Source organism: Nocardia sp. NPDC020380, assembly GCF_044386975.1.
Taxonomy (GTDB): domain Bacteria; phylum Actinomycetota; class Actinomycetes; order Mycobacteriales; family Mycobacteriaceae; genus Nocardia.
In genome coordinates, this window is the sequence record NZ_JBIRVQ010000002.1 from 88,285 (window position 1) to 109,162 (window position 20,878).

General features: G+C 67.2%; 21 protein-coding genes. 11 read left to right on the forward strand and 10 right to left on the reverse strand.

Features of this window, described 5'->3' with window-relative positions:
- Positions 1-55 precede the first annotated feature (55 nt).
- Entirely contained in the window at positions 56-412 is a 357-nt protein-coding gene (locus ACH438_RS03980) for an ArsR/SmtB family transcription factor (RefSeq protein WP_397000956.1), read from the forward strand.
- Positions 413-565: 153 nt separating this feature from the next.
- Complete coding sequence (locus ACH438_RS03985) at positions 566-1,762, forward strand: FAD-dependent oxidoreductase (protein WP_397000958.1); 1,197 nt, start codon at positions 566-568, stop codon at positions 1,760-1,762.
- A gap of 28 nt (positions 1,763-1,790) precedes the next feature.
- Here the strand turns inward: ACH438_RS03985 and ACH438_RS03990 are convergent, their stop codons facing one another.
- Entirely contained in the window at positions 1,791-3,380 is a 1,590-nt protein-coding gene (locus ACH438_RS03990; RefSeq protein ID WP_397000960.1) for a CocE/NonD family hydrolase, read from the reverse strand.
- A gap of 246 nt (positions 3,381-3,626) precedes the next feature.
- Complete coding sequence (locus ACH438_RS03995; protein WP_397002274.1) at positions 3,627-4,322, reverse strand: TioE family transcriptional regulator; 696 nt, start codon at positions 4,320-4,322, stop codon at positions 3,627-3,629.
- 112 nt (positions 4,323-4,434) lie between these two features.
- On the opposite strand from ACH438_RS03995, the gene ACH438_RS04000 reads away from it, so the two are divergent.
- The 6 genes from ACH438_RS04000 (at position 4,435) to ACH438_RS04025 (ending at position 9,889) form a co-directional block, all read left to right on the forward strand.
- Complete coding sequence (locus tag ACH438_RS04000; protein ID WP_397000962.1) at positions 4,435-5,652, forward strand: erythromycin esterase family protein; 1,218 nt, start codon at positions 4,435-4,437, stop codon at positions 5,650-5,652.
- 30 nt (positions 5,653-5,682) lie between these two features.
- Positions 5,683-6,471, forward strand: coding sequence for an SMI1/KNR4 family protein (locus ACH438_RS04005; RefSeq protein ID WP_397000964.1), 789 nt, complete (start codon positions 5,683-5,685; stop codon positions 6,469-6,471).
- Positions 6,472-6,512: 41 nt separating this feature from the next.
- On the forward strand, positions 6,513-7,211 hold the full coding sequence (locus ACH438_RS04010) for a hypothetical protein (protein WP_397000966.1): 699 nt from the start codon (positions 6,513-6,515) through the stop codon (positions 7,209-7,211).
- Positions 7,212-7,391: 180 nt separating this feature from the next.
- Positions 7,392-8,264, forward strand: coding sequence for a GntR family transcriptional regulator (locus ACH438_RS04015; protein WP_397000968.1), 873 nt, complete (start codon positions 7,392-7,394; stop codon positions 8,262-8,264).
- On the forward strand, positions 8,265-9,692 hold the full coding sequence (locus tag ACH438_RS04020) for an amidase (protein WP_397000970.1): 1,428 nt from the start codon (positions 8,265-8,267) through the stop codon (positions 9,690-9,692).
- Positions 9,689-9,889, forward strand: a complete 201-nt coding sequence (locus tag ACH438_RS04025) for a hypothetical protein (RefSeq protein WP_397000972.1) — start codon at positions 9,689-9,691, stop codon at positions 9,887-9,889. Before ACH438_RS04020 ends, ACH438_RS04025 begins: the two co-directional genes overlap by 4 nt.
- Positions 9,890-9,894: 5 nt before the next feature.
- Here ACH438_RS04025 and ACH438_RS04030 read toward each other — a convergent pair whose 3' ends face one another.
- On the reverse strand, positions 9,895-10,860 hold the full coding sequence (locus ACH438_RS04030; RefSeq protein ID WP_397000974.1) for a GlxA family transcriptional regulator: 966 nt from the start codon (positions 10,858-10,860) through the stop codon (positions 9,895-9,897).
- A gap of 71 nt (positions 10,861-10,931) precedes the next feature.
- Here ACH438_RS04030 and ACH438_RS04035 point away from each other — a divergent pair, with 71 nt between their 5' ends.
- Positions 10,932-11,591, forward strand: a complete 660-nt coding sequence (locus ACH438_RS04035; protein ID WP_397000976.1) for an HD domain-containing protein — start codon at positions 10,932-10,934, stop codon at positions 11,589-11,591.
- A 47-nt stretch (positions 11,592-11,638) separates the two neighbouring features.
- On the opposite strand, the gene ACH438_RS04040 is transcribed toward ACH438_RS04035, so the two are convergent.
- The 7 genes from ACH438_RS04040 to ACH438_RS04070 form a co-directional block, all read right to left on the reverse strand.
- Complete coding sequence (locus ACH438_RS04040) at positions 11,639-13,057, reverse strand: amino acid permease (protein WP_397000978.1); 1,419 nt, start codon at positions 13,055-13,057, stop codon at positions 11,639-11,641.
- 65 nt (positions 13,058-13,122) lie between these two features.
- Complete coding sequence (locus ACH438_RS04045) at positions 13,123-14,124, reverse strand: proline racemase family protein (RefSeq protein ID WP_397000980.1); 1,002 nt, start codon at positions 14,122-14,124, stop codon at positions 13,123-13,125.
- Entirely contained in the window at positions 14,124-15,629 is a 1,506-nt protein-coding gene (locus ACH438_RS04050; protein WP_397000982.1) for an FAD-dependent oxidoreductase, read from the reverse strand. Before ACH438_RS04050 ends, ACH438_RS04045 begins: the two co-directional genes overlap by 1 nt.
- Positions 15,626-15,940 (reverse strand): (2Fe-2S)-binding protein, encoded by a 315-nt coding sequence (locus ACH438_RS04055; protein WP_397000984.1) that lies wholly within the window; start codon positions 15,938-15,940, stop codon positions 15,626-15,628. Before ACH438_RS04055 ends, ACH438_RS04050 begins: the two co-directional genes overlap by 4 nt.
- Positions 15,937-17,154: an NAD(P)/FAD-dependent oxidoreductase gene (locus ACH438_RS04060; RefSeq protein ID WP_397000986.1), complete on the reverse strand. Its 1,218-nt coding sequence runs from the start codon at positions 17,152-17,154 to the stop codon at positions 15,937-15,939. Before ACH438_RS04060 ends, ACH438_RS04055 begins: the two co-directional genes overlap by 4 nt.
- Complete coding sequence (locus ACH438_RS04065; RefSeq protein WP_397000988.1) at positions 17,151-18,614, reverse strand: aldehyde dehydrogenase (NADP(+)); 1,464 nt, start codon at positions 18,612-18,614, stop codon at positions 17,151-17,153. Before ACH438_RS04065 ends, ACH438_RS04060 begins: the two co-directional genes overlap by 4 nt.
- A gap of 43 nt (positions 18,615-18,657) precedes the next feature.
- A complete protein-coding gene (locus tag ACH438_RS04070) occupies positions 18,658-19,602 on the reverse strand; it encodes a dihydrodipicolinate synthase family protein (protein ID WP_397000990.1) in 945 nt (314 codons plus the stop codon).
- A 115-nt stretch (positions 19,603-19,717) separates the two neighbouring features.
- On the opposite strand from ACH438_RS04070, the gene ACH438_RS04075 reads away from it, so the two are divergent.
- Positions 19,718-20,380, forward strand: coding sequence for a GntR family transcriptional regulator (locus ACH438_RS04075; RefSeq protein ID WP_397000992.1), 663 nt, complete (start codon positions 19,718-19,720; stop codon positions 20,378-20,380).
- 119 nt (positions 20,381-20,499) lie between these two features.
- Positions 20,500-20,877 carry a DUF427 domain-containing protein gene (locus tag ACH438_RS04080; protein WP_397000994.1) on the forward strand — a complete coding sequence of 126 codons (378 nt, stop codon included), beginning with the start codon at positions 20,500-20,502 and terminating at the stop codon, positions 20,875-20,877.
- The last annotated feature ends 1 nt before the right edge of the window (position 20,878 follow it).

Sequence of the window (20,878 nt, forward strand, 5' to 3'; positions counted from 1 at the left end):
TCGATCGCTGTCGTATGATGGACCGCATCGAGCAGGGACAGGAAGGCGGGGCCACATGGCCGCACGGACCAGCGCACGCATCGCGGACGAGCGCATCACCGATCACCTCGCCGCCACGGACATCACGCTGCAGGGAGTGCTCGACGCACTGACCGATCCGGTGCGCCGCGCCATCGTCCAGCAGCTCGCCGCCGCCGAGGAGGACGTGGTGTGCGGAGCCTTCGATATCGAGGTCACCGCCTCGACGCGCACCCATCACTTCAAGGTGCTGCGGCAGGCCGGCATCATCTGGCAGCACTACGAGGGCACGCTGAAGATGAACACCCTGCGCCGGGACGATCTGGAGCGGGCGTTCCCCGGGCTGCTCGACGCGATCATCGATGCGGCCGACCGCGAGGTGGGCCGGGCCTGACGAGCGGCCGGGGCAGACGCTACGATGGCCCGGTAACTGAACAGGATGCACGAAAAATTGTTCCAGAATGGTGTTTCGGAACAGCGCACACACGCTGCGTGAATCCCCTCGGGATCCGGTGCTTCCTTCGTGATCGAGCGAAGGCAGCGTGCTGTGGATTTTCGGGTAGTCATCATCGGGGCCGGGCTGAGCGGATTGACGCTCGCACACGGCCTGCGGCGCAACGGTATCGAGGCGATCGTCTACGAGCGGGATCCCGCTTGGGATGCCCGATCGCAGGGATACCGCATCCAGCTCGACGCGCCGGGTATAGCGGGACTCGAAAGATGCCTGCCGCCAGAGCTTTTCGAGTTGAGCCTGGCGACCGCCGGTGCGCCGCCCGGGCGGGTGACCGTGCTCGATCATCGGCTGGCGGTGCGCGCCGACCGGGCCGCCGCGGAACGACCGGGGCGGGGGACATTCTCGTTCGCCGTGAACCGGGCGACATTGCGACAGATCCTGCTGGCGGGGCTGCCGGGCGCAGTACATTTCGGGAAACGATTCGCGACCTACGAGCACACGTCCGACGGCCGGGTGACCGCTCGCTTCGAGGACTCGACGACCGTGACCGCGGACCTACTGGTCGGCGCCGACGGGGTCGGCTCGGCGGTGCGCCGCCAACTGCTGCCGCAGGCGCAGGTCGAAGACGCCGGATTGCGGCTGATCTACGGCAAGATCCCGCTGCCGGACGGAGGCGCCGCGGAGTTGCCGAAGTGGTTGTTCGACAGCATCTTCACCGTGGTCACCGGCCCCGGCAACACGCATATCGGCCTCGGCCCGGTGAATCTCGCACGACGGCCGGAGGTCGCGGCAAGCGAGTCGGCGCCGCCGATCTCACTGTCTCCGGTCGGCGATTACGTGGCGTGCCTGGTCGGTGCGTCCGCCGATCATCCACTCATGCCACCGTTCGAGGAGCTCCGCCGACTCGATCGGACCGCACTCCGTAAGCTCGCCGGCGACATCATCGGACCGGACTGGCACCCGGACATTCACCGAATTCTCGGCCGCTGGGACACCGAAACGCTGTTCCCACTGCGGATCTCGACCGCACAGCCCGTCGAACAGTGGGACACCCAGGGCGTGACTCTCGTCGGCGACGCGATTCACGCCATGAGTCCCGTGCTCGCCATGGGCGCGAACACCGCACTGCGCGACGCGGGCGAGCTGACCCGCATGCTGTCCGCCGCCCTCGCCGCCAGGACCTCGCCGTATGAGGCTGTAGGCCGGTACGAAGCCAAGATGCTCGCCTACTCTTCGGCCCTGGTCGCCGCGTCCCGGCGCACCGGAAAGGAGCGCGTCGGCCAGCGATGACGGGAGACCCGGCGCCGGGACCGATCGCTTATGACGCGCTCAACGGCAGTTCCACCGTGGACGGCGAATCGAAGACGTTCACACTGCCCAGCGGAGTCGAACTCTCGAACGGGACCGGATCCTGAGTGGTGACGGTAAGCGTCAACCGGTGTCCCGCAGCGAGATTCCAGTAGGTCGGTGCGAGATCCCAGTCGAGCTGGGCCGGTTGCCCCGGGGCGAGGCCGTGCCGGGTGATCGGCCAATAGCTGATCACCTTGCCGTTCCCGTCGGGCGCCTCGTCGTAGAGGATTCCGATCATCGTCAGGTCAGGACTCGACGGCGATACCGTGAGCTTCACGCGCGGAATCCCCGACAGGACACCGCCATTCGAGAACGGTTCACTGCGCCAGACGGCGGCGCAGTTCCGATCCACACTCGCGAGCGGTATCGCGGGCGCCAGGCCCAGCTGCGCCAGCGTGCCCGTGACATAAGGAATGGCCGCCACGGCGGTGGTGGGCTCGGAAGTCAGCGGCTGACTCCAGGATTCGGCCGGATCGGCCCCCAGCACACCGCCGCCGGGGGCAGAGAGCGTGAAGTCACGGCCGGCGATCGCCGCATCGGCCACCGACTCCCGGTGTACGAATGCCCCGCTGGGCTCGTCGGCGGGCTGGATATTGACCACGGGTTCCCGGTCGATGCCATTGTCGACCCCGTTGACGTAGTGGTCGAGCCATCGAATTCCGGCATCCCAGATCGGATTCGGCAGCCCCGCCACCTGCCCCGGCCCGCCACCCGTGGAGTGATCACCCGGCACCAGGAACAGCATCTTCGGCGTGGTCAGCTGATCGAACAGCGAATAGCTCGGCCCCACCGGAAGCAGGCTGTCCTGCCAGTCGTGAGCCAGCAGCACCGCGGTGCCGTGCGCATTGAGCTGCGGGATCGCCCGCGCGAGCAGATAGCGGTTCGGCAGCGAATCGAACGCTCCCGCATCGTGATTCACGATGGCATCCAGACCGCGCCGCACCACGTCGGGGCTGAACCGATTGGTGGCGACACCGGCCGCCGCCAGTGCTATCGGGCCACCGGTTTTCGGTGTCCCGTTCGGGGAGAGGGCCTCACCGATATCGCCGGGCGGAGAGTCGGCGACGATAGCCTTGATACGCGGATCATGCGCTGCCGCAATCAGACTGAGCCCCGCGCCGTACGACCCGCCGGCAATGGCGATACGGTCCGGATCGACGTTCAAATTCGCTATGGCCCAGTCGATTACGGCAGAGGCGTCCTCCGCATCCTTCTCGCCGAGCATATCGACCTGACCGCCGGAGAGATACATGCCCCGAGCCGTGTACTCGATGGACACGAAACCCTCTGCGCTGGAAAGCTCGTAGGCCGAGCCGATACTCCCCATCGCGGGCATACCCCAGCCGGACGGCTGCAATACCAGCGGATTCTTGTGGGCGGCGAGGTCCGGTGGCGCGGTGATCACGGCATTCAACTGAATCCCGTCGGCCCCGGGAACGAAGATCGTGGTCGCTTGCCCGCCGGGAATCGGCACTGCGGAGGCGGGGAATTGGGTGAGCGCGGCGCCTGCCGCCAGGAGTGTGACGGCGGTCAGCCTGCCGAACAATCGAGTGCTCATGATTCGCTGGCTTCCGGTTAACGTGCGCCGAGCAGCAGGCTCAGATTGTCGAACAGGGACTGCGGGGTCATGAACAGATAGCCGAGGATGGTGCCGAGGAGATCGGGCGCGGGGAGTTCGTGCATGAGCGGTCCTCTGAGACTGCGAGCGTAGGCGGCCGAATCGCGGTGCTGAGCCGGAAACCGGTTGTATGGCAGGGTAGTTGCGTGTTTATGCTCTGTCTATCCCCGTATCGCTCAATAACGATCAATCAAGATCGAGCATAGTGAGGTAGACGTCGAGCTGAGCCGCACCGGCGAGCAGGTTGCGGCTGCGTGCGGTCAGCCGGTTCTGCCAGGAGTCGAGGAAGGTGGTGAGCGCATCCGCGCCCCCTGCCTCGCGCAGCGAATCGAGGAATTCGGCGACCTGCGGCAGTAAGTAGCCACCGCGGCGGAGTTGCCGTGCGATCTCGGCGTCGCGCACGGAATCCGGGCCGTATTCGCGATAACCCGTGGCCCGATCGCGTTCGGGATGCAGGATGCCCTGGGTTTCCCAGGTGCGCAACGTGGCCGGGTGCATGCCGAGCCGGCGTGCGAGTTCGCCGACGGTCAAAGGCCTGCCGCGCAAGGGAGGCGGTGTCGCGGTGGACAGCGTGCCGAGGGCGGCAGCGACTTTCGTGCGGGTATCGCGCTCGGCGAGCAGCGCGACATGTGCGGCGTCGATGAGCCGGTAAGCGAAATCGATCTCGCCGCTGTTCGTCGCGCGCATGATTTCCATGGCGGGCTGATGTCCGTGGCCGCCGCGCAAGGCGAGGAAGGTGCGCAGTGCCTGTGCGTGCAGCGGTGTGTAGCGGCGGTAGCCGGTCTCGGTGCGCTCGGCCGGCGGGAGGATGCCCGCCTCGTCGTAGTTGCGGATCGCCTGTGCGGACAAACCGTGTTCGCGGGCGAGGTCGATGGGTCGCAGCTTGCACCTCCGATTGAGACTTTCCGCGAACTATCGCCGGTGAATCGTGTCCAAGTTTCAATCGATTCTTCAACGATATCGTCGAAGGTAGTTCTTTCTGGAAGGGGTCTCCATGTCTACTGCCGGATCACTGCACACCATCGGTCACCAACTCGACGACTCGGAGAGTCTCGGCCGGGTATTCGATGAACTGCTCGCCGCGCGGAACGAACCGCCGGCCCTGCTCGCCCTCGGCGAGCCGACACACGGCATCGTGGCATTCCCATTGCTGCGCAACGAACTTCTCGCACACCTCGCCGAACGCGGGTACCGTTCGATCGCGCTGGAGATCGATTTCTTCGCCGCCGCACTGGTCGACGACTATGTGCGCGGCGCGACCGCGGATATCGATACCGTCCTGGCGACCGGATTCAGCCACAGCTTCGGCAATGTGCCCGGCAATCGTGAACTCGTGCAATGGCTCCGGGCATACAACGCGGATCGCGCGCCGCAGGATCGGATTCACTTCTACGGCTTCGAAGCGCCCGTCGAATACGCGGCCGCGCCCAGCCCGCGCCGCGCACTGTTCGAAATCATCGACTACCTGCCCGCCGCCCTGCGCCCCGAATCGGCCCGCGACCTGGACACACTGCTCGGCGATGAGGCGGAATGGGTGAACCCGGCCGCCATGTACGACCCGGCGGCCTCCATCGGCGACTCCGATCGCGTAGGCGCCCTGCGCATCATCGCCGACGACCTCGCCAGCGCTCTGCGCCGTGCAGCCCCCGCTCTGCATCCTGCCGACCCGGCCGCCTACGACCAAGCTCTCGCCCACGCCCGCACCGCCCAGGGCCTCCTGCGCTATCACGCGGCAATGGCCGATCCCCGCCCCGACCGCATCTCGACCCTGCTGAGCGTGCGCGCCGAAATGATGGCCGAGAACCTGCTGGCGATCATCGCCCGAGAGCAACATCGCGGACCCACCCTGGTTTTCGCCCACAACACTCATCTCCAGCGCATGGAATCTCACATGGAAGCCGGTGTAGGCGAGGCTACCTGGGGCAGTGCCGGCGCTCTCGTCTCCATCGCCCTGGGCGACCACTACCTGTTCGTAGCGTCCGACGCCAACCCCCACCCCGATCCCGCCACCCTCCAAGGCGTCCTCGCCGAAGCAACTACCCGCCGCGCGCTCTTCCCCACCCCGGCCCTCCTCGCCACCCTCCCCGCATCGATCGAAGCGGGCAAACCGATTCTCCGCGGCCATATCCCGCTCACCCCTGCCGACCTCGCCGGAACCGACGCGGTCATCTTCATCGCCGACACCGACGGAAAACGACATCAGTACTGGTAGCGCCATCACACCGGCCGCTACTGTCCACCCATGGACCGCACCGGGTCGCTGACGGAGCTGATCGAGGGCTTCATCGTGCAGCGGGAGCTGCGCGCCCGCCTGATGCCCGACCTCTACGCGCCGCCGACCTACCCCAATCCCGGTGCCTCCGAATCGGATCTGGCCGCCGCCGAGGCGCGCTTGGGCCGTCCCCTCGACCCGATCCATCGGCAATTACTCCAGATCGCCGACGGATGGAAGGAATACGACGGCAGCCACACCCTGCTGGGCACCGCGGATATCGGCCTGTCCGACACTTGGCGGTCGGCGGTGGAGATGATCGAGATCTACTCCACCGACGGGGGACCGATTTTCGGATGGCCCGCGAATCCCGCCGACACCGTGCCGCTCTGCGAGTACTACGCCGAGATGTCCTTCGTCATCATGACCGACGGCCCGGACCACACCACCGGACAGGTGCGCAGCTTCAGTTCCGGATCGAATGAGGTCTTCCACAATGTCGAGACCTGGCTGCGTTGCGAACTCGCCGACGAGACCGACTATCTCGACGGCGAGTCCTTCGGCCCGCACGGTCGCGCATGGCGTCAGGTCATCACCGCGGAGAGCCCGGCAATACCGGAGATCGTGGCGAAACTGGACGAACTACGGCGTGCCTTCGGAGCGATCCGGCCGACGTGGCTTCCCGATCCCGGCCCCGATTCCCGACCGTCCGCGACTACCTGCTCGACCCGGTGGACCAGGCGGAGAGTCTCCTCGGCATGGCCCGCACGGCCGCCCTGGACACCGATCACATACCGCGCTGAAGCGGCGCCCCGGTGACCCGACGATTTGCTGTCGTGGGGTACCTGGATGATGGGCGCATGCTTCCCACCGACCATCTGGACCGGGCGGACAATCGCCCTGCTGTGATCGACACGCCCCTGGGCACCGTCGGGTTTTCCGTGATGCTGGGGTCGGACGTCCTACCGGGAGAGCCTGATGCGTTGTGGCGGTTGCCGAATGGGTCGCATCTGCATCGGTGGGAGCATCGCGGCGCGACGGTCGATCTGCTGATCGGGAGTGTGGACGTACCCGCTTGGGATGGCGGAGCGGCGGTTCCGATCTGGGCGGGGATCTGGCAGGTGCAGGCGGCGGCCGGTGTGTCCGGACTGGTTGTTTCGGCTGAATTGAGCGACTTCCCCGCGGATGCGTACTGCGGGCCGGATCCAGGTGAATGCCTTGCGGCTGTGAGTGTCGAGAACGACCACTTCATGGTGTCGATCGGCGGGCCGGATTCCCAATTGCTGGGTATGCAGGCCGCCGACGGCAGGCTGATGCCCTACAGCTGGGAGCATCTACTGCCGCACGACGAGGACGAGACCGGCTTCGAATACGGTGTGCGCTACACGGATCCGGCCCGCGTCGAGTGGCATCTACCCGCCCTGGCGCCCTCGGAAGTGGCCCGCTTGTGCATAGCGACCGCGTGGTGCCCCCGCGACGACGACCGCCCCGCCGCCTGGTTCTCCGTCGACATTCCCCTCGACACCGCTTACCTTCACCTGATCGCCGACCCGGCCTGATCGACCGGGATGGTTACGGATCCGCGTAACACGGTGATTCCGTGGCGTTTCTGGCCCGCCCGAACTGCGCGGCGGCGGATCCGGCAGGAAACAACCAGGTCAGGCCGGGTGCGCGGAGCGTAACTGATCGTTAACCTCGACTGCTTGTCGCGTAACGTGCGGTCGGCGCACGCTGTGGCAATGCAGGACGGAAAGCAGTCGGCAGGCCGGAGATCCGGGCCCCTGAGCGTCGATGAGCAGTCGAGATTCCGGAATCAACTCCGGGAAGTGCTGCCCTCGGCGTCGCAGTTGCTGGCGCGGCGATTGCAGGATGCACTGCGGGCGGGAATTCGGCGGGGCGCGTTCGGGGACGGGCGGCTGCCGGATGAGCGGGAGCTCATGGCCGCGTATCAAGCGCCGCGGGATGTGGTGCGCGCCGCCTTGGATCTGCTGCGGCGTGGCGGGGTCGTGGAGCGGCGGCGCGGTATGGGGACGATGCCGATTCGGTCGGATTACATTGTGTCCAGCTCGCTTCCGGCGGAAGGGCACACGCTGGAAGAGCATCTGGCGGTCGGCCGGATCGCGCCCAGGCTGTTGCATTGGGCGTGGATTCCGGCGGCGGAGACCATCAGTGATCGCCTGACCGGGGTGCGGGCGGGCGACGACTGCCTGTGCATCGAATACCTGCTGCTGCTGGATGATCGGCCGATCGCGGTGTTCACCAATTATCTGCGGTCGCCCGAAGCGGCGCGCATCGATCGGGTGGCGTTCGTCGACGACTTCTACTCGCTGCTGCGCTACGGCGACGTCGCGATCGAGAACTTCGACCTGGGTGTGCAGGCCGCGCGGGCCGACGATCACACCGCGGCGCTGCTGCATCTCCTGCCCGGTGAGCCGGTGCTGCTGATGGAGCAGTCGATTCGCGATCACACCGGCGCCGTTGTCGACTATGCGCTCGGAACATGTTGCAGCGACCTGCAATTCCGCATCGACCGCGTGGCGCGCATCGATATCGATCGGCTCGCGCGCATCGACCTCACTCGCACGACCCGTGAACCGCTCGAGGAGCACTGAATGAGCACTGTCACACCCACGATCCGCACCCTGACCGAGGCTGCTGCGGCGCTGCGCGGCGGCGATATCCGCGCGGTGGATCTCGTCGACCAGGCGCTGGCGAACGCCGATGCGCACGACCGCGAAATCGGCGTCTTCCTCAGCCGCTTCGACGACCGGGCGCGGGAACAGGCCGCGCGGGTCGACGCCAAGCTCTCCACCGGCGCTCCTCTGGCGCCGCTGGATGGAATCCCCTTGGGTCTCAAAGATATTCTCGCCCACCCGCACGCACCCACCACCGCGCAGAGCCTCGTGCTCGATCCCGCCTGGGCCGCGTCCGCGGGCCACAGTGTCGCCGCGCACCGGCTCGAAGCGGCGGGCGGCATCGTGGTGGGCAAGACGACGACCATGGAATTCGCCATCGGAGTTCCCGACCCGGACAAGCCCTTTCCGATCCCGCGCACGCCATGGGACCTGGACTGCTGGGCGGGCGGATCCAGTTCGGGTTCGGGTAGTGGCGTCGCGGCGGGCATGTTCCTCGGCGCGATCGGCACGGATACGGCCGGCAGCATCCGCATTCCGGCGGCCTTCAATGGAATCACCGGCCTCAAGCCGACTTTCGGCCGCGTCCCGAAGTCGGGCGTGGTGCCGCTGGGCTACACCCTCGATCATGTCGGGCCCATGGCGCGCAGCGCCGCCGACTGCGCGCTGCTGCTGTCGGTGCTGGCCGGTCACGCACCCTCCGACCCGTACAGTGCGCGGGTGCCGGTCGCGGACTATCCGGCCGCACTGTCGGGCGACCTGCGCGGCGTCACCGTCGGCGTGGACACCCTCGACCGATATGCCACGGGCGGAATCGATCCCGCGCAACCCGCCAGATTCTCCGCCGCTCTCGACGCCCTGCGGGATGCGGGCGCCACGATCATCGAGGTGGAACTCCCGATGTACCCGGAGGTGACCGCAATCGACATCGTGGTCATGCTGGCCGAAGCGCACGCGTATCACCGCGCCGACCTCCGCACCCGATGGAACGATTACGGTCGCGCAACCCGCATCATCCTCGCAGCCGGCAGCGCCGTCAGCGGACCGGATTACGTTCAAGCACAACGTGTCCGAAGCATCGCGCAGGACCGTGTGCGAGACCTGTTCGCCCGCGTGGACCTCATAGTCACGCCGACCGGCCACCTGGGTGCACCCCGCCTGGACGCCATCGACCAACTCGAGCCGATGAGCGTGCTCGCCTCCCTCCACACCCCTTACTGGAACCCGCTGGGCAATCCGACCCTGGCCGTCCCGATCGGCCTCTCCGACTCCCGCACCCCACTCTCGATGTCCATCACCGCCAGACCTTTCGACGAATCCCTCGTCCTGCGAGCAGGCGACGCCTACCAACGCCGCACCGACCACCACCTGGCCACCCCCACCCCACTCGAGAAAGCGATCCCATGACCCCCTGGTCCACCAACCCCGAAGAATCCGCCGCCATCGCCACGCTCTCCGCCTACATCGCCACCCTGTCCGAATCCCTCCACGCCATCCCAGAAGCCCGCTACACCAACCCCTCCGGCGGCTTCACCATCCCTCCCCAAAACCCAACCCTCAGCACCACCTTCGACATGACAGCCGACGCCCGCGACGCAGCCTGAGCGGTTCAGTCGCCGGTCCGGCCGAAGGTGCGGCGGTAGGTTTGCGGGGTGGCGCCTACCGATCGGGCGAAATGCTTTCGGAAGTTCAGGGCGGAGCCGAATCCGGTGCGATCCGCTATCTGTTCCACCGATAGGTCGGTTGTTTCGAGGAGGCGCTGTGCCATCATGACTCGTTTGGTGCGCAGCCATTGCAGGGGTGTGCTGCCGATTTCGGTGTGGAAGCGGCGGTTGAGGGTGCGGGGGCTCATGGCCGCGTATTTCGCGATATCGGCGAGGGTGAGCGGATATCGCATGTTCTCCACCATCCAGGTCACCACGTGCTGGAGTGATCCCTCGGTGGACTCGGGTTCGCCGTGCTCGATGTACTGCGTTTGGCCGCCGTCGCGCCGTGGCGGCATGACCATCTTGCGTGCCACCGCTATGGCCACCGCGGCGCCGAAGTCCCGGCGCACCAGTTGCAGGCACAGGTCGAGGCCACCGGCCAGCCCGGCGGAGGTGGCGATGCGCCCGTCCTCGACGTACAGCACAGATGGTTCGAGGCGCAGCCCTGGATGGCGGGCCGACAACTCGTCCAGGTGGGACCAGTGCGTGGTCGCCGAGACTCCGTCCAGCAGACCGGCTTCCGCAAGCGTGAATGTCCCTACACCGATCGCCGCGATCCGCGCACCCCGCTCGTGCGCCTCGCGCAATACGTCGCGGACCTCGGCCGGTAGCGGATCGGTGTAGCGCGCGGACCCGGGCACCAGCACGGTGTCGGCATCGCGCGCATCCTGCAAGGTCCATGCGGAGCGGACGGTCAGGAAGTCCTCCGTATACAGCGACCCACTCACCGCCACTTCCGGTTCGGCGAGGCAGACCCGCACCGAGTACAGCGGTTCGCCGTCGCGCCGGGCGAGCCCGAAGACCAGGGACGGCGTGCTCAGATCGAAGGAGATCGTCTGTGGCAGCGCGAGGACGGCGACGACATGCATGGCAAGAATGTAACGAAGGGTGGCACTATTGCCACTCGTGACGACCGACCGGTCCGATGAAACTCGACGGCGTGAACAACCCCGTACCCCTCACCGATCCGCTGGCGCTTCCCGACACTCCACTGGCTCGGGTCGCCCTGGCCTACGTCGAATCGGTCAGCCCGCCCGCGATCGTCCATCACTGTCTCCGTGGCTACCTGTTCGCCCGCGCCCTCGGCGCCCACCAGGGCCTGCGCCCGAATGTGGACTATGACGACGAATTGCTGTTCCTCGCCTCGGCCCTGCACGACCTCGGCCTGACCACCGCCGGTGAGCGCGACCAACGCTTCGAGGTCGACGGCGCCGACCTGGCAGTCGAGGTGCTCACCGCGGCAGGGCTGGCCGCGGACCGCGCCGAAATACTCTGGGACGCCATCGCTTTGCACACCAGCGCCCGCATCGCCGCGCGGAAGCGACCCGAGATCGCCCTCACACACCACGGTATGGAGGTAGATCTGCTGGGGCGCAACAGTGATCACATCCCGGCCGAGCTCGGGCGGGCGATCCATCGTGCCCATCCTCGGCTCGACATCGGCCGTGTCGTCACCGACACGATGACCGCGCAGGTGCGCCGCGAACCCGCCAAGGCGGTGCTGTTCTCACCGGCGTGGGTGCTCTCCGGCGCACACCTCGATCTCGGTCCGCTGCCGGCTGACGATCAGCTACTGGCGGCTTGCGGCTGGACGGAATGAGCCCCGCCAAATCTATTGGCGGGGCGGCGATTCGGTGTGCTGTCGACTCAGGCGGCGGCTTCGTTCAGTTTCGAATTCCGGTAGCTGAAGCCCCAGTACACGGCTAGGCCTAGTACCAGCCAGACCACGAAGCGGATCCAGGTGATGAGGGTGAGTTCGCTGATCAGCCAGATCGAGAAGGCGATTCCGATCAGGGGGACCACCGGCACCCAGGGGGTGCGGAAGGCGCGCTCGGCGTCGGGGCGGGTTTTGCGGAGGCGCATTACGCCCAGGGCTACGACTATGAAGGCCATCAGGATTCCGATATTGGTCAGTTCGGCTGCTTGGCGGATGGGGAGGAAGCCGGCGATGAGGGCGGAGACGATGCCCACCGGCCAGATCACTCGGGTCGGTACTCGGCGGGCGCTGCTCTTGCCGAAGTAGGAGGGGAGCAGGCCGTCTCGGCTCATGGCGAAGCCGACACGGGTGACGGCGAGCATATTGGCGAAGGCCGAGGTGGTGACGCCGACGACCGCGCCGACCGCGATCACCAGGCCGAGGATCCCCATTCCTACCGAGTCGAATGCGCTGGAGAAGGGTGAGGACACTGCGATATCGGTGTAGTTGACCATGCCCACGATGACGAGGCACACCAGCAGGTAGATGACCGAGGCTATGCCGAGGCTGATCAGGATCGCCTTGGGCATGAGTCGCTTGCCGTCCTTGGACTCTTCGGCGGCCGCGCTCATCGCGTCGTAGCCGTAGACCGCGAAGAAGGCGAGCGCCGCACCGGAGACCGCGCCACCGACACCGAACGGGAAGAACGGGGTGTAGTTCCCGGATTTGATGTGGAAGACGCCGGCGATGATCACCACCGCCACGATCACCAGCTTCACCGCGACCAGACCCGTTTGCACCCGGGCGGATTCACGGGTGCCACGCGACAGCAGGAAGGCGAGCAGCAGGCACAGCACTAGCGCGAACAGATCGACCCGGTGACCGTGACCCGAACCCGGAGCGCCGAGAGCCCAAGTGGGCAAGTCGAATCCGATGTAGTGGGTGATGTAGTTCAGATACCCCGAGACCGCGATCGCGACCACCGAGACGATCGCGGTGTACTCGAGCAGCAGATCCCACCCGATCATGAAACCGATGATCTCGCCCAGCGCCACATAGGAATACGTGTAGGCCGATCCCGCCTTGGGAACCATGCCCGCGAACTCGGCATAGCAGAGCCCCGCAGCAGCGGAGGCGATGATGGCGATGGCGAACGAGACCAGGACGGCGGGCCCGGCCACTTCATTCGCCACCACCCCCGCGAGCGAGAAGACGCCCGCGCCGACCAGCCCACCCAGGCTCAGCGCCACCAACTGCCATAGGCCCATACTCTTCTTGAAATCGCCGGTATCGGGGACGTTCACGGGCATGCGCCGCAGCATGCCGCTCATGGTCATGGGAGCGCGGGTGCGCTTGGTTACGACAGCCATTGTCGTGGCCTTTCGGGTGGTGATCGGTGAAACTGTGTGCTCGTAGGGGCGTGAAATCGATTGCGTCAGAAGATGAAACCCTCGGGGAACGGGTCCGACGGGTCGAGCAGGTAGGTGGCGGTGGCGGTGAGCCAGGCGCGGCCGGTGACGGCGGGCACGATCGCGGGGCGGCCGCCGACCGTCGTGGTGTCCACCGCCCGCGCGTGGAAGGTGGTGCCGATGAACGAGTCGTTGCGCAGCGATTGATCACCGGACAGCAAGCCGCGGGCGTGCTGGCGGGCCAGGAGCGCGGAAGTGCCGGTGCCGCAGGGGGAACGGTCGAACCAGCCCGGGTGGATGGCCATGGCGTGGCGGGTGTGCGCGGGCTCCGAGGCGGGGTCCAGGAACAGGACGTGCTTGCAGCCGGCGATCTGCTCGTCCTCGAGGTGGACGGGGCGGCGGGACTCGTTGATGGCTTGCATGATTCGCAGACCTGCGTCGAGGATGCGGTCCTTGTGCGCGCGGTCGAACGGCAGGCCGAGCTTGCCGAGATCGACTATGGCGTAGAAGTTTCCGCCGTACGCCATGTCATAGCGGACCGTGCCGAGATCCGGCACCTCGACCGCATTGTCGAGACTGTCGCAATAGGCGGGGACATTCCGGATGGTGACTGAATCCGCATGCCCGGCAGCAATATTCACGGAAGCAACCACACGCCCCGCCGGAGTATCCAGCCGGATCTCGGTGACCGGCTCGGAGACGGGCACCATCCCGGCCTCGACCAGCGCGGTCGCCACCCCGATGGTGCCGTGACCGCACATCGGCAGTAGCCCACTGACTTCGATGAACAACACGCCGTAGTGCCCGTCGGCGGTGGTGGCCGGCTGCAGGATGGCCCCGCTCATGGCGGCGTGCCCGCGCGGCTCATTGACCAGCAGCTTTCGCAGCCCGTCGAGCTGCTCGAGGAAATACGTGCGCCGCTCCGCCATGGTCGCGCCCGGAATCGTGCCGACGCCACCGGTGATCACCCGGGTCGGCATGCCCTCGGTATGGGTGTCGATAGCGGAGATGATCTTGCTGCTACGCATCAGGGCTGTCCTTCGGTATCGAGGTCGGCTAGTTCACGGAGACGGATCGGGGCCGCCAGCGGCCGCCACGCGGGAGTGGCCGCGGCCAAACCAGGGGTGGGGTGCGCGGGACTGCCGTCCGGACACTCGCTGTGGCTGACCGTCTGGTCCCGAGAACGGCAGGGGTCGTCCTGCGACTCGTGCTCGGCAGCCGGACACGCGTGTTCTCTCAATGCCGCGATGGCGGCGGCGCAGATTCGGCCTTGGCAGGGGCCGAGGCCGGCGCGGGTGGCGAGTTTGGCGGGGCGGTAGCCGCCGGCGGGGTGGGACCAGGCGGTGGTCAGGTCGCCGCGGGTGGTGGATTCGCAGCGGCAGATCACGGTGTCGGGCTGCGACCAGGTCAGGACGCCGGGGCGGATGGGGTGGGCGGCGGTGAGGCGGGTGACGAACTGCTCGGCCGTGCGGTGGCGGGCGCGGAGGGCGCGATCCTCGTCGGGATCGGCTCCGGCGGCGCTCATTCCGGCGATCCGGCCTTCGATGGCCGAGACCTGGGCGCCACCTATGCCGGTGATTTCGCCGGCTGCCCATACGGCTTCGGCGGTTGTTCGCTGGCTTTCGTCGACCTGGACGAAGCCGTCCCTGGTCAGCCGCGCGCCTGCGGCGACGGCGAGTTCATGCTGCGGGGTGAATCCGTGCGATACGGCGACCGCGTCGACCGGCATCGTCGTGTAGCTGCCGGGGATCGGGGTCCAGTTCTCGTCGAGGCGGGCGATGGTGGCCTCCTCCGCGCGGCCGTCGCCGGCCACCGCGATGACCGCCGTCGCGGTGCGCAGCGGAATACGATGTCGGACACCGGAACCGAGGTAGTCGATCAGTTCGCCGGCCTTACCGAGGCTGTGCCGTAGCTCCCATGGCCGTGTGGTCCACTGCCGGAGGATTCGCCGGGCGGGGTTGGCCTCCAGCACGGCGAGCACGTCCGCACCGCTCGTGGCCAGGGATTGGGCAACCGGAAGCAGGAAAGGGCCGGTGCCGGAGAGCAATACGGATCGGCCTACCAGCAGCCGCTGCGTCTTGGCGAGGGTTTGGGCGGCGCCGGCGGTATAGACGCCGGGCAGATCCCACCCGGGGAACGGGCACACCCGGTCGTAGGCGCCGGTCGCGATCACCAAGGCGTCAGCTTGCACGACGCGATGCGTGCGCTGCTCGCCTTCGATTCCGATCAGCAATCGCACTGCGGGACAACCGCCTTCGAGATGCCGCTCGATCTGGTAGACCGCCGCCCAGGGCAGATACTCACAACGCGGATGCGCCGCCAGCCGTGTCGCGCGATCGGCCGCCGCGCGGTAGCCGTGCCCGATGGACAAAGGCCTGCGTACTCCGAACAGGGCGGGAATTCGCCGGTTGTACTGGCCGCCGAGTGCTTCGTTGGAATCGATCAGCGTCACCGAAGCCCCGTGCCGCAGAGCGGATTCCGCGGCGGCGGTACCGGCCGGGCCGCCGCCGATCACGACCACGTGCCTGGTCAACGTTCCTCCTCGAAGACGCGGGTCTGGGTGGCGATAGTGTCGCCGTCACGCGCCGGACGCCGGCACAGCCGGATATCCGGCACGTCATTGACGGTGGCGACACAGTCGAAACAGATGCCGATACCGCAGAAGACACCGCGCGGCGTGCCGTTCGGCGCGGTCCGCCAGTGCGAGCGGCCGGCGGCCAGCAGGACGGAGGCCAGCGTCTGGCCGGAAACGCCCTGCATCTCGGCGCCGTCGACGACGATCGTCAACGGCCGGTCCGCGCGGCCGACGGGATCGGAGTCCGGGGGAATCATGCTGGGACTCATAGGGATACCTGCTCCCGAACGGTGATGACGGCCGGCCGGTCGACGGTGAAGGCCGCGATATCGACCTCCGCGCGGCGGCCGGCGAGCGCGTCGGCGATCAATTCCGCCGTGCCGACCGAGAGACCGATGCCCGCGCCTTCGTGACCGGTCGCATGCCAGAGGCCCGGCAGCCGCGGATCGGGACCGATCACCGGCAGATGATCGTCGACATACGGCCGGAATCCGCCGTAGGCACGCATGATCGCGACATCCGCCAGCACCGGATACAGGCGCAAGGCCTTGCGGGCGATGGCGGCCAGACTGTCCGGCCGCAGCCGGTCGTCGAAACCGCACTGTCGGCGCGACGAACCCAGCAACAGCGGGCCGCCACGGGTGGACTCGACCACCGCCGAGGACTGCAGGTCGGCAGCCGAACTGCCCACCGCCCCCACATAGTCCGCGTCGTAGACCTTGTGGAACACGGTCGGCGGCAGGGGAGCGGTGATCAGCACGTCCCCGCGCCGGGGCTTGACGGCGATCGGCGCGCCCAGCAGCTCGGACACCCGGCCCGACCAGGGCCCGGCCGCGTTGATGATTACATCGGCGTAGCGCGCACCCCGGCTGGTCCGGACACCGACCAAATGCCCATCACGAACGATGGGGCCGGTTACCGCACACCGTGTTTCGACAATCGCACCGGCCGCGACGGCGGACCCGATCAGGGCCGCCGCCGCGCCGACGGGCTGGACCTGAGCATCGTCGGGGTAGAAGACGCTCGCGGTCACATCCCGGGTCAATGCGGGCTCGGCCGCGGCCAGCCGGTCCGCATCGAGTGATTCGCAGCGAACTCCGGCCGCCCGCTGCCCACGGGCGAACTCCTCCAACGCCGCGGCCCCGGCCGCTGTGGTGGCAACGACGATGCCGCCCTTGGGTTCCCACTCGACGCCCGCGGCATCCTCGGGCAGCTGCCCGGCAATGCGCTGCAGAACATCCGGCCACAGCCTGCGAGAGAACGAGGCCAGCTCCAGCTCCGGCCCCGGACCCTTATCCGAGACGAGAATATTGCCCTCACCATGCGCGGTGGTCCCGGAAGCCAGCGCTCCGGCCTCACACACCCGCACCGACATGCCTTCGAGCGTCAGCCGATCCGCGAGCGCACACCCGATCATGCCGCCACCGATGATCAGCACATGGCTACCGGTCGAAGAACCGGCATCGGAAGAGTCGGAAATCATTGCGCGCGTGCCCCGTTCACCGAGCGTGGCATTCCGAGGGGATTTTCGGTGCGGAGTGGCTCGGGCAGCAGGTCGTCGGGGGCCGACTGATAGGTCACCGGGCGTAGGAATCGTGTGATCGCGGCGGTGCCGACCGATGTCATGCCCGGTGCGGTGGTGGCCGGGTAGGGGCCGCCGTGTTGCTGCGCGTATGTCACCGAAAGTCCGGTGGGCCAGGAGTTCCAGAGGACTCGACCTGCCACCCTGGTTGCGGCGGTGAAGAGGGTGCGAGTCGTCTCGTCGGCATTCTCACCGAAGATCGATACGGTCAGCTCACCGTGCATCGAACGGGCCAGTGCAAGCAGCTCCGAGGTATCCCGGTAGGTCACCAATAGGGTTGCCGGGCCGAACATCTCGTGTAGCAATCGATCCGGGGCCGACAAGGCCGCCTGTGCTGTGGTGGTCAGCAGCAACGCTTCTCCCGGGCGTCCACCGGCCAGGACTCGCACGTCCGGATGCGCGCGCACCTGTTCGACGGCGTTCGCATATCCGGCAGCGATCTGCTCGTTCAGGAACTCACCCGTCGGCGGCAGTGCGGCATTGCTCAGCTCGGACAGCACCGGAGCCCCCTCAGGCACCGCTACCAGGCCGGGCTTCGTGCACAGCTGTCCCGCACTGGAACTCACCGCGGTGAGCAGGCCCGAGGCGATCTCCGCCGTCCGCGACTCGGCTGCATCGGCTGTCACGAACACCGGATTGATCGATCCCAGTTCCCCATAGAACGGAATCGGCACCGGTCGCGCGCACGCGAGGTCATAGAGCGCGCGGCCGCCCGCCGTCGAGCCGGTGAATGCCACCGCGCTCACCGCAGGGTGGGTGAGCGCCTGCACTCCGGCCTCGCGCCCGAGGATCAAGCCGAAGACACCAGGGGGAGCGCCACATTCGGCCAGCGCCTCGTCGACCAGGCTGCCTACCGCACGGGACAGCTCCGGATGTCCGGGATTCCCCTTCACAATGACGGGACAACCCGCGGCCAGTGCCGACGCCGTATCCCCACCGGCGACCGAGAATGCGAACGGGAAGTTGCTCGCCGCGAAGTTCAGCACCGGTCCGAGCGGAATATTCATGCGGCGCAGCTCCGGTCGCGGCACACCCATCGGCCACTCCGGATCGGCGGTATCGATGCGCACATCGAGGAATCCGCCCTCGAGTACAAGTTGCGCGAACAGCCGCAACTGGAAACTGGTGCGCCGCACTTCACCGGTCAGTCGCGGCACACCCAGATGCGTTTCACGCGCCGCGATCTCGATCAGTTCGCCGGCCTGCGCATCGAGTCGGTCCGCGATGCCCTCCAGTACCCGCGCCCGGACACCCGAGTGCATTGCGGCCCACTCGCCGGCGGCTCGTGCGGCGGCCTCGATCGTCGCGTCGACCTCCGCCGGATTCGTATCGACGGCCGCAGTCGCGCCCTTGCTCGTCATCGTGCGCTCACTTCCGTATTCGCCGTGGCCCGGATATCTCCCGTTACCGGTAACCCTTGGCCAGCACTTCGCGGGTATCAGCGGTGATCTTCGCAATCAGCTCCGGCGCGAGCGGCACGCGCGGCGGCCGGCAGGGCCCGCCGGGTCGTCCGGCCAGGTCCATCGAAAGCTTGATGGCGTGCACGAATTCGGTCTTGGAGTCCCAGCGCAGCAGCTTGTGCAGTTCGCGGTAGAGCGGCAGCGCCTTGTCGAGATCGCGGTTCACCGCGGCGTTGTACAGCTCCACCGTCACCTGCGGAATGGCGTTCGGGTACCCGGCCACCCAGCCGACCGCGCCCGCGATGCCGAGTTCCAGCACCACATCGTCGGACCCGACGAGTACATCGAGTTCCGGTGCGAGCTCCTTGATCTCGTAGAAGCGCCGCACATCGCCGGTGAACTCCTTGACGCCGACGATCAGGCCCTCGCCGTGTAGTTCGGCCAGGATGCCGGGGGTCAGGTCGATGCGGGTGTCGATCGGGTTGTTGTAGGCCACGATCGGCAGCCCCACCGCGGCGACGGTCCGGTAGTGGTCGAGGATCGAATCCCGGCCGCCGCGGTAGGTATTGGGCGGCAGCAGCATGACCGCCTGCGCTCCGGCCTCGGCGGCCTGTTCGGCCCAGCGGCGCGCCTGCAGGGCCCCGTAGGCCGCGATGCCGGGCATGACCGTGAATCCGGCCGGGGCCGCGGCGATTGCGGTGGTCACCACCTTGGCGCGCTCGTCGTCGCCGAGGGTCTGGTATTCGCCGAGTGAGCCGTTGGGGCTCACGCCGTGGCAGCCATTGCCCGCCAGCCACGCCACGTGTTCGGCGTAGGCGTCGTAGTCGACCGAGAGGTCTGCGGTGAACGGCAGGGTCGTCGCGACCAGGACCCCGTGCCAGGGCTTGTTCACCGATGGCGTGGTCGTTTCGGGCATTGCGGCCTCCGGTCCTTCAGTGCTGTGTGACATTGCACTGAAGTTAGCCGGTGTGGCCGGGGTCACGCAAGGGGTTGTGCTCGGTTATGCAACGTGACATGGCATAGAATTTCCGGGACCGATCGAATCAGCCGTGGGGAGCGATCACGTGAGCATCGACCAGTTCACCCAGATGGAGAAGGTCAGCCTGCGCGACCGGGTCTCCCGGGCGCTGCGCGCGGCCATCATCGCCGGTGAAATGGAGCCCGGCGTGGTGTATTCCGCACCAACCCTCGGCGCGCGATTCGGCGTCTCCGCCACCCCCGTCCGCGAGGCGATGCAGGATCTGGCCCGCGAGAACCTCATTTCCATCGTGCCCAACAAGGGATTTCGCGTCATCGAGGTCGCGGAGAAGGACCTCGACGACATCACCCAGATACGGCTGTTGCTGGAACCCCCGATCGTCCGCGATGTCACCCCGCTGATCCCGGCCGCCGACTTCCCGCTGCTCCGCGACCTCGCCGCCAAGATCGTGGCCGGCGCCGAACGCGGCGACCTGGTCGAATACACCGCCGCCGACCAGGTTTTCCACCTAACCCTGCTCGGCTACGCCGACAACCCCCGCGTCACCACGCTGGTCTCGGACCTGCGCGATCACACCCGGCTCTTCGGGTTGGCCTCGCTCGCCGAGAAGGGCGAACTCGTCGACGTGGCCCGGGAGCACTTCACCATCGTCGATCTCATCGAATCCGGCGATCAGGACGCCGTGGAAACCTTCATGCACACCCACATCAGCCAGGCCCGCGGCCGCTGGGCCAAGCCCGCGGACTGAGCGGAATCGCACTGCGCAAACGCTCCATGCTGACCCTCGTGCAGGCGCCGATTTCCTGACCGCCGGCGGCGCCCGCTCGCGATGAGGTACAGACTGGTCTCATCAGAGGAGGAGAAATCATGGCTGCACGGCAACCGAAGATCCCCGGACCCGACCACCCGATCACCGTCGAGAAGACGGGCCGCCGGGTGGTAGTACGTGTCGGCGAGACCGTTCTCGCCGACACCACCGGTGCCCTGACCTTGCAGGAAGCGAACTACCCGGCGGTCCAGTACGTTCCGCTCGCCGATATCGACAGCAAGCTGCTCACGCCCACCGACACCCAGACGTACTGCCCCTACAAGGGCGACGCCTCCTACTACACGATCAGCCTCCCGGACCGCGAGCTGACCGACGCGGTGTGGTTCTACAAGGAGCCGTACGACTCCGTCGCGGAGATCGCCGGCCACGCCGCGTTCTACACCGATCGCGTGGAAGTCGTGGTCGATAGCAAGTAGT

Excerpts from the sequence above, each read along its gene's own strand:
- ACH438_RS04005 (WP_397000964.1), top strand. The coding sequence starts at position 5,683 with ATGGACCGCACCGGGTCGCTGACGGAGCTGATCGAGGGCTTCATCGTG.
- ACH438_RS04070 (WP_397000990.1), bottom strand. The coding sequence starts at position 19,602 with ATGTCACACAGCACTGAAGGACCGGAGGCCGCAATGCCCGAAACGACC.
- ACH438_RS04020 (WP_397000970.1), top strand. The coding sequence starts at position 8,265 with ATGAGCACTGTCACACCCACGATCCGCACCCTGACCGAGGCTGCTGCG.
- ACH438_RS04010 (WP_397000966.1), top strand. The coding sequence starts at position 6,513 with ATGCTTCCCACCGACCATCTGGACCGGGCGGACAATCGCCCTGCTGTG.
- ACH438_RS04025 (WP_397000972.1), top strand. The coding sequence starts at position 9,689 with ATGACCCCCTGGTCCACCAACCCCGAAGAATCCGCCGCCATCGCCACG.
- ACH438_RS04080 (WP_397000994.1), top strand. The coding sequence starts at position 20,500 with ATGGCTGCACGGCAACCGAAGATCCCCGGACCCGACCACCCGATCACC.
- ACH438_RS04000 (WP_397000962.1), top strand. The coding sequence starts at position 4,435 with ATGTCTACTGCCGGATCACTGCACACCATCGGTCACCAACTCGACGAC.
- ACH438_RS04055 (WP_397000984.1), bottom strand. The coding sequence starts at position 15,940 with ATGAGTCCCAGCATGATTCCCCCGGACTCCGATCCCGTCGGCCGCGCG.
- ACH438_RS04045 (WP_397000980.1), bottom strand. The coding sequence starts at position 14,124 with ATGCGTAGCAGCAAGATCATCTCCGCTATCGACACCCATACCGAGGGC.
- ACH438_RS04040 (WP_397000978.1), bottom strand. The coding sequence starts at position 13,057 with ATGGCTGTCGTAACCAAGCGCACCCGCGCTCCCATGACCATGAGCGGC.
- ACH438_RS04030 (WP_397000974.1), bottom strand. The coding sequence starts at position 10,860 with ATGCATGTCGTCGCCGTCCTCGCGCTGCCACAGACGATCTCCTTCGAT.
- ACH438_RS03980 (WP_397000956.1), top strand. The coding sequence starts at position 56 with ATGGCCGCACGGACCAGCGCACGCATCGCGGACGAGCGCATCACCGAT.
- ACH438_RS04060 (WP_397000986.1), bottom strand. The coding sequence starts at position 17,154 with ATGATTTCCGACTCTTCCGATGCCGGTTCTTCGACCGGTAGCCATGTG.
- ACH438_RS04065 (WP_397000988.1), bottom strand. The coding sequence starts at position 18,614 with ATGACGAGCAAGGGCGCGACTGCGGCCGTCGATACGAATCCGGCGGAG.
- ACH438_RS03990 (WP_397000960.1), bottom strand. The coding sequence starts at position 3,380 with ATGAGCACTCGATTGTTCGGCAGGCTGACCGCCGTCACACTCCTGGCG.
- ACH438_RS04015 (WP_397000968.1), top strand. The coding sequence starts at position 7,392 with ATGCAGGACGGAAAGCAGTCGGCAGGCCGGAGATCCGGGCCCCTGAGC.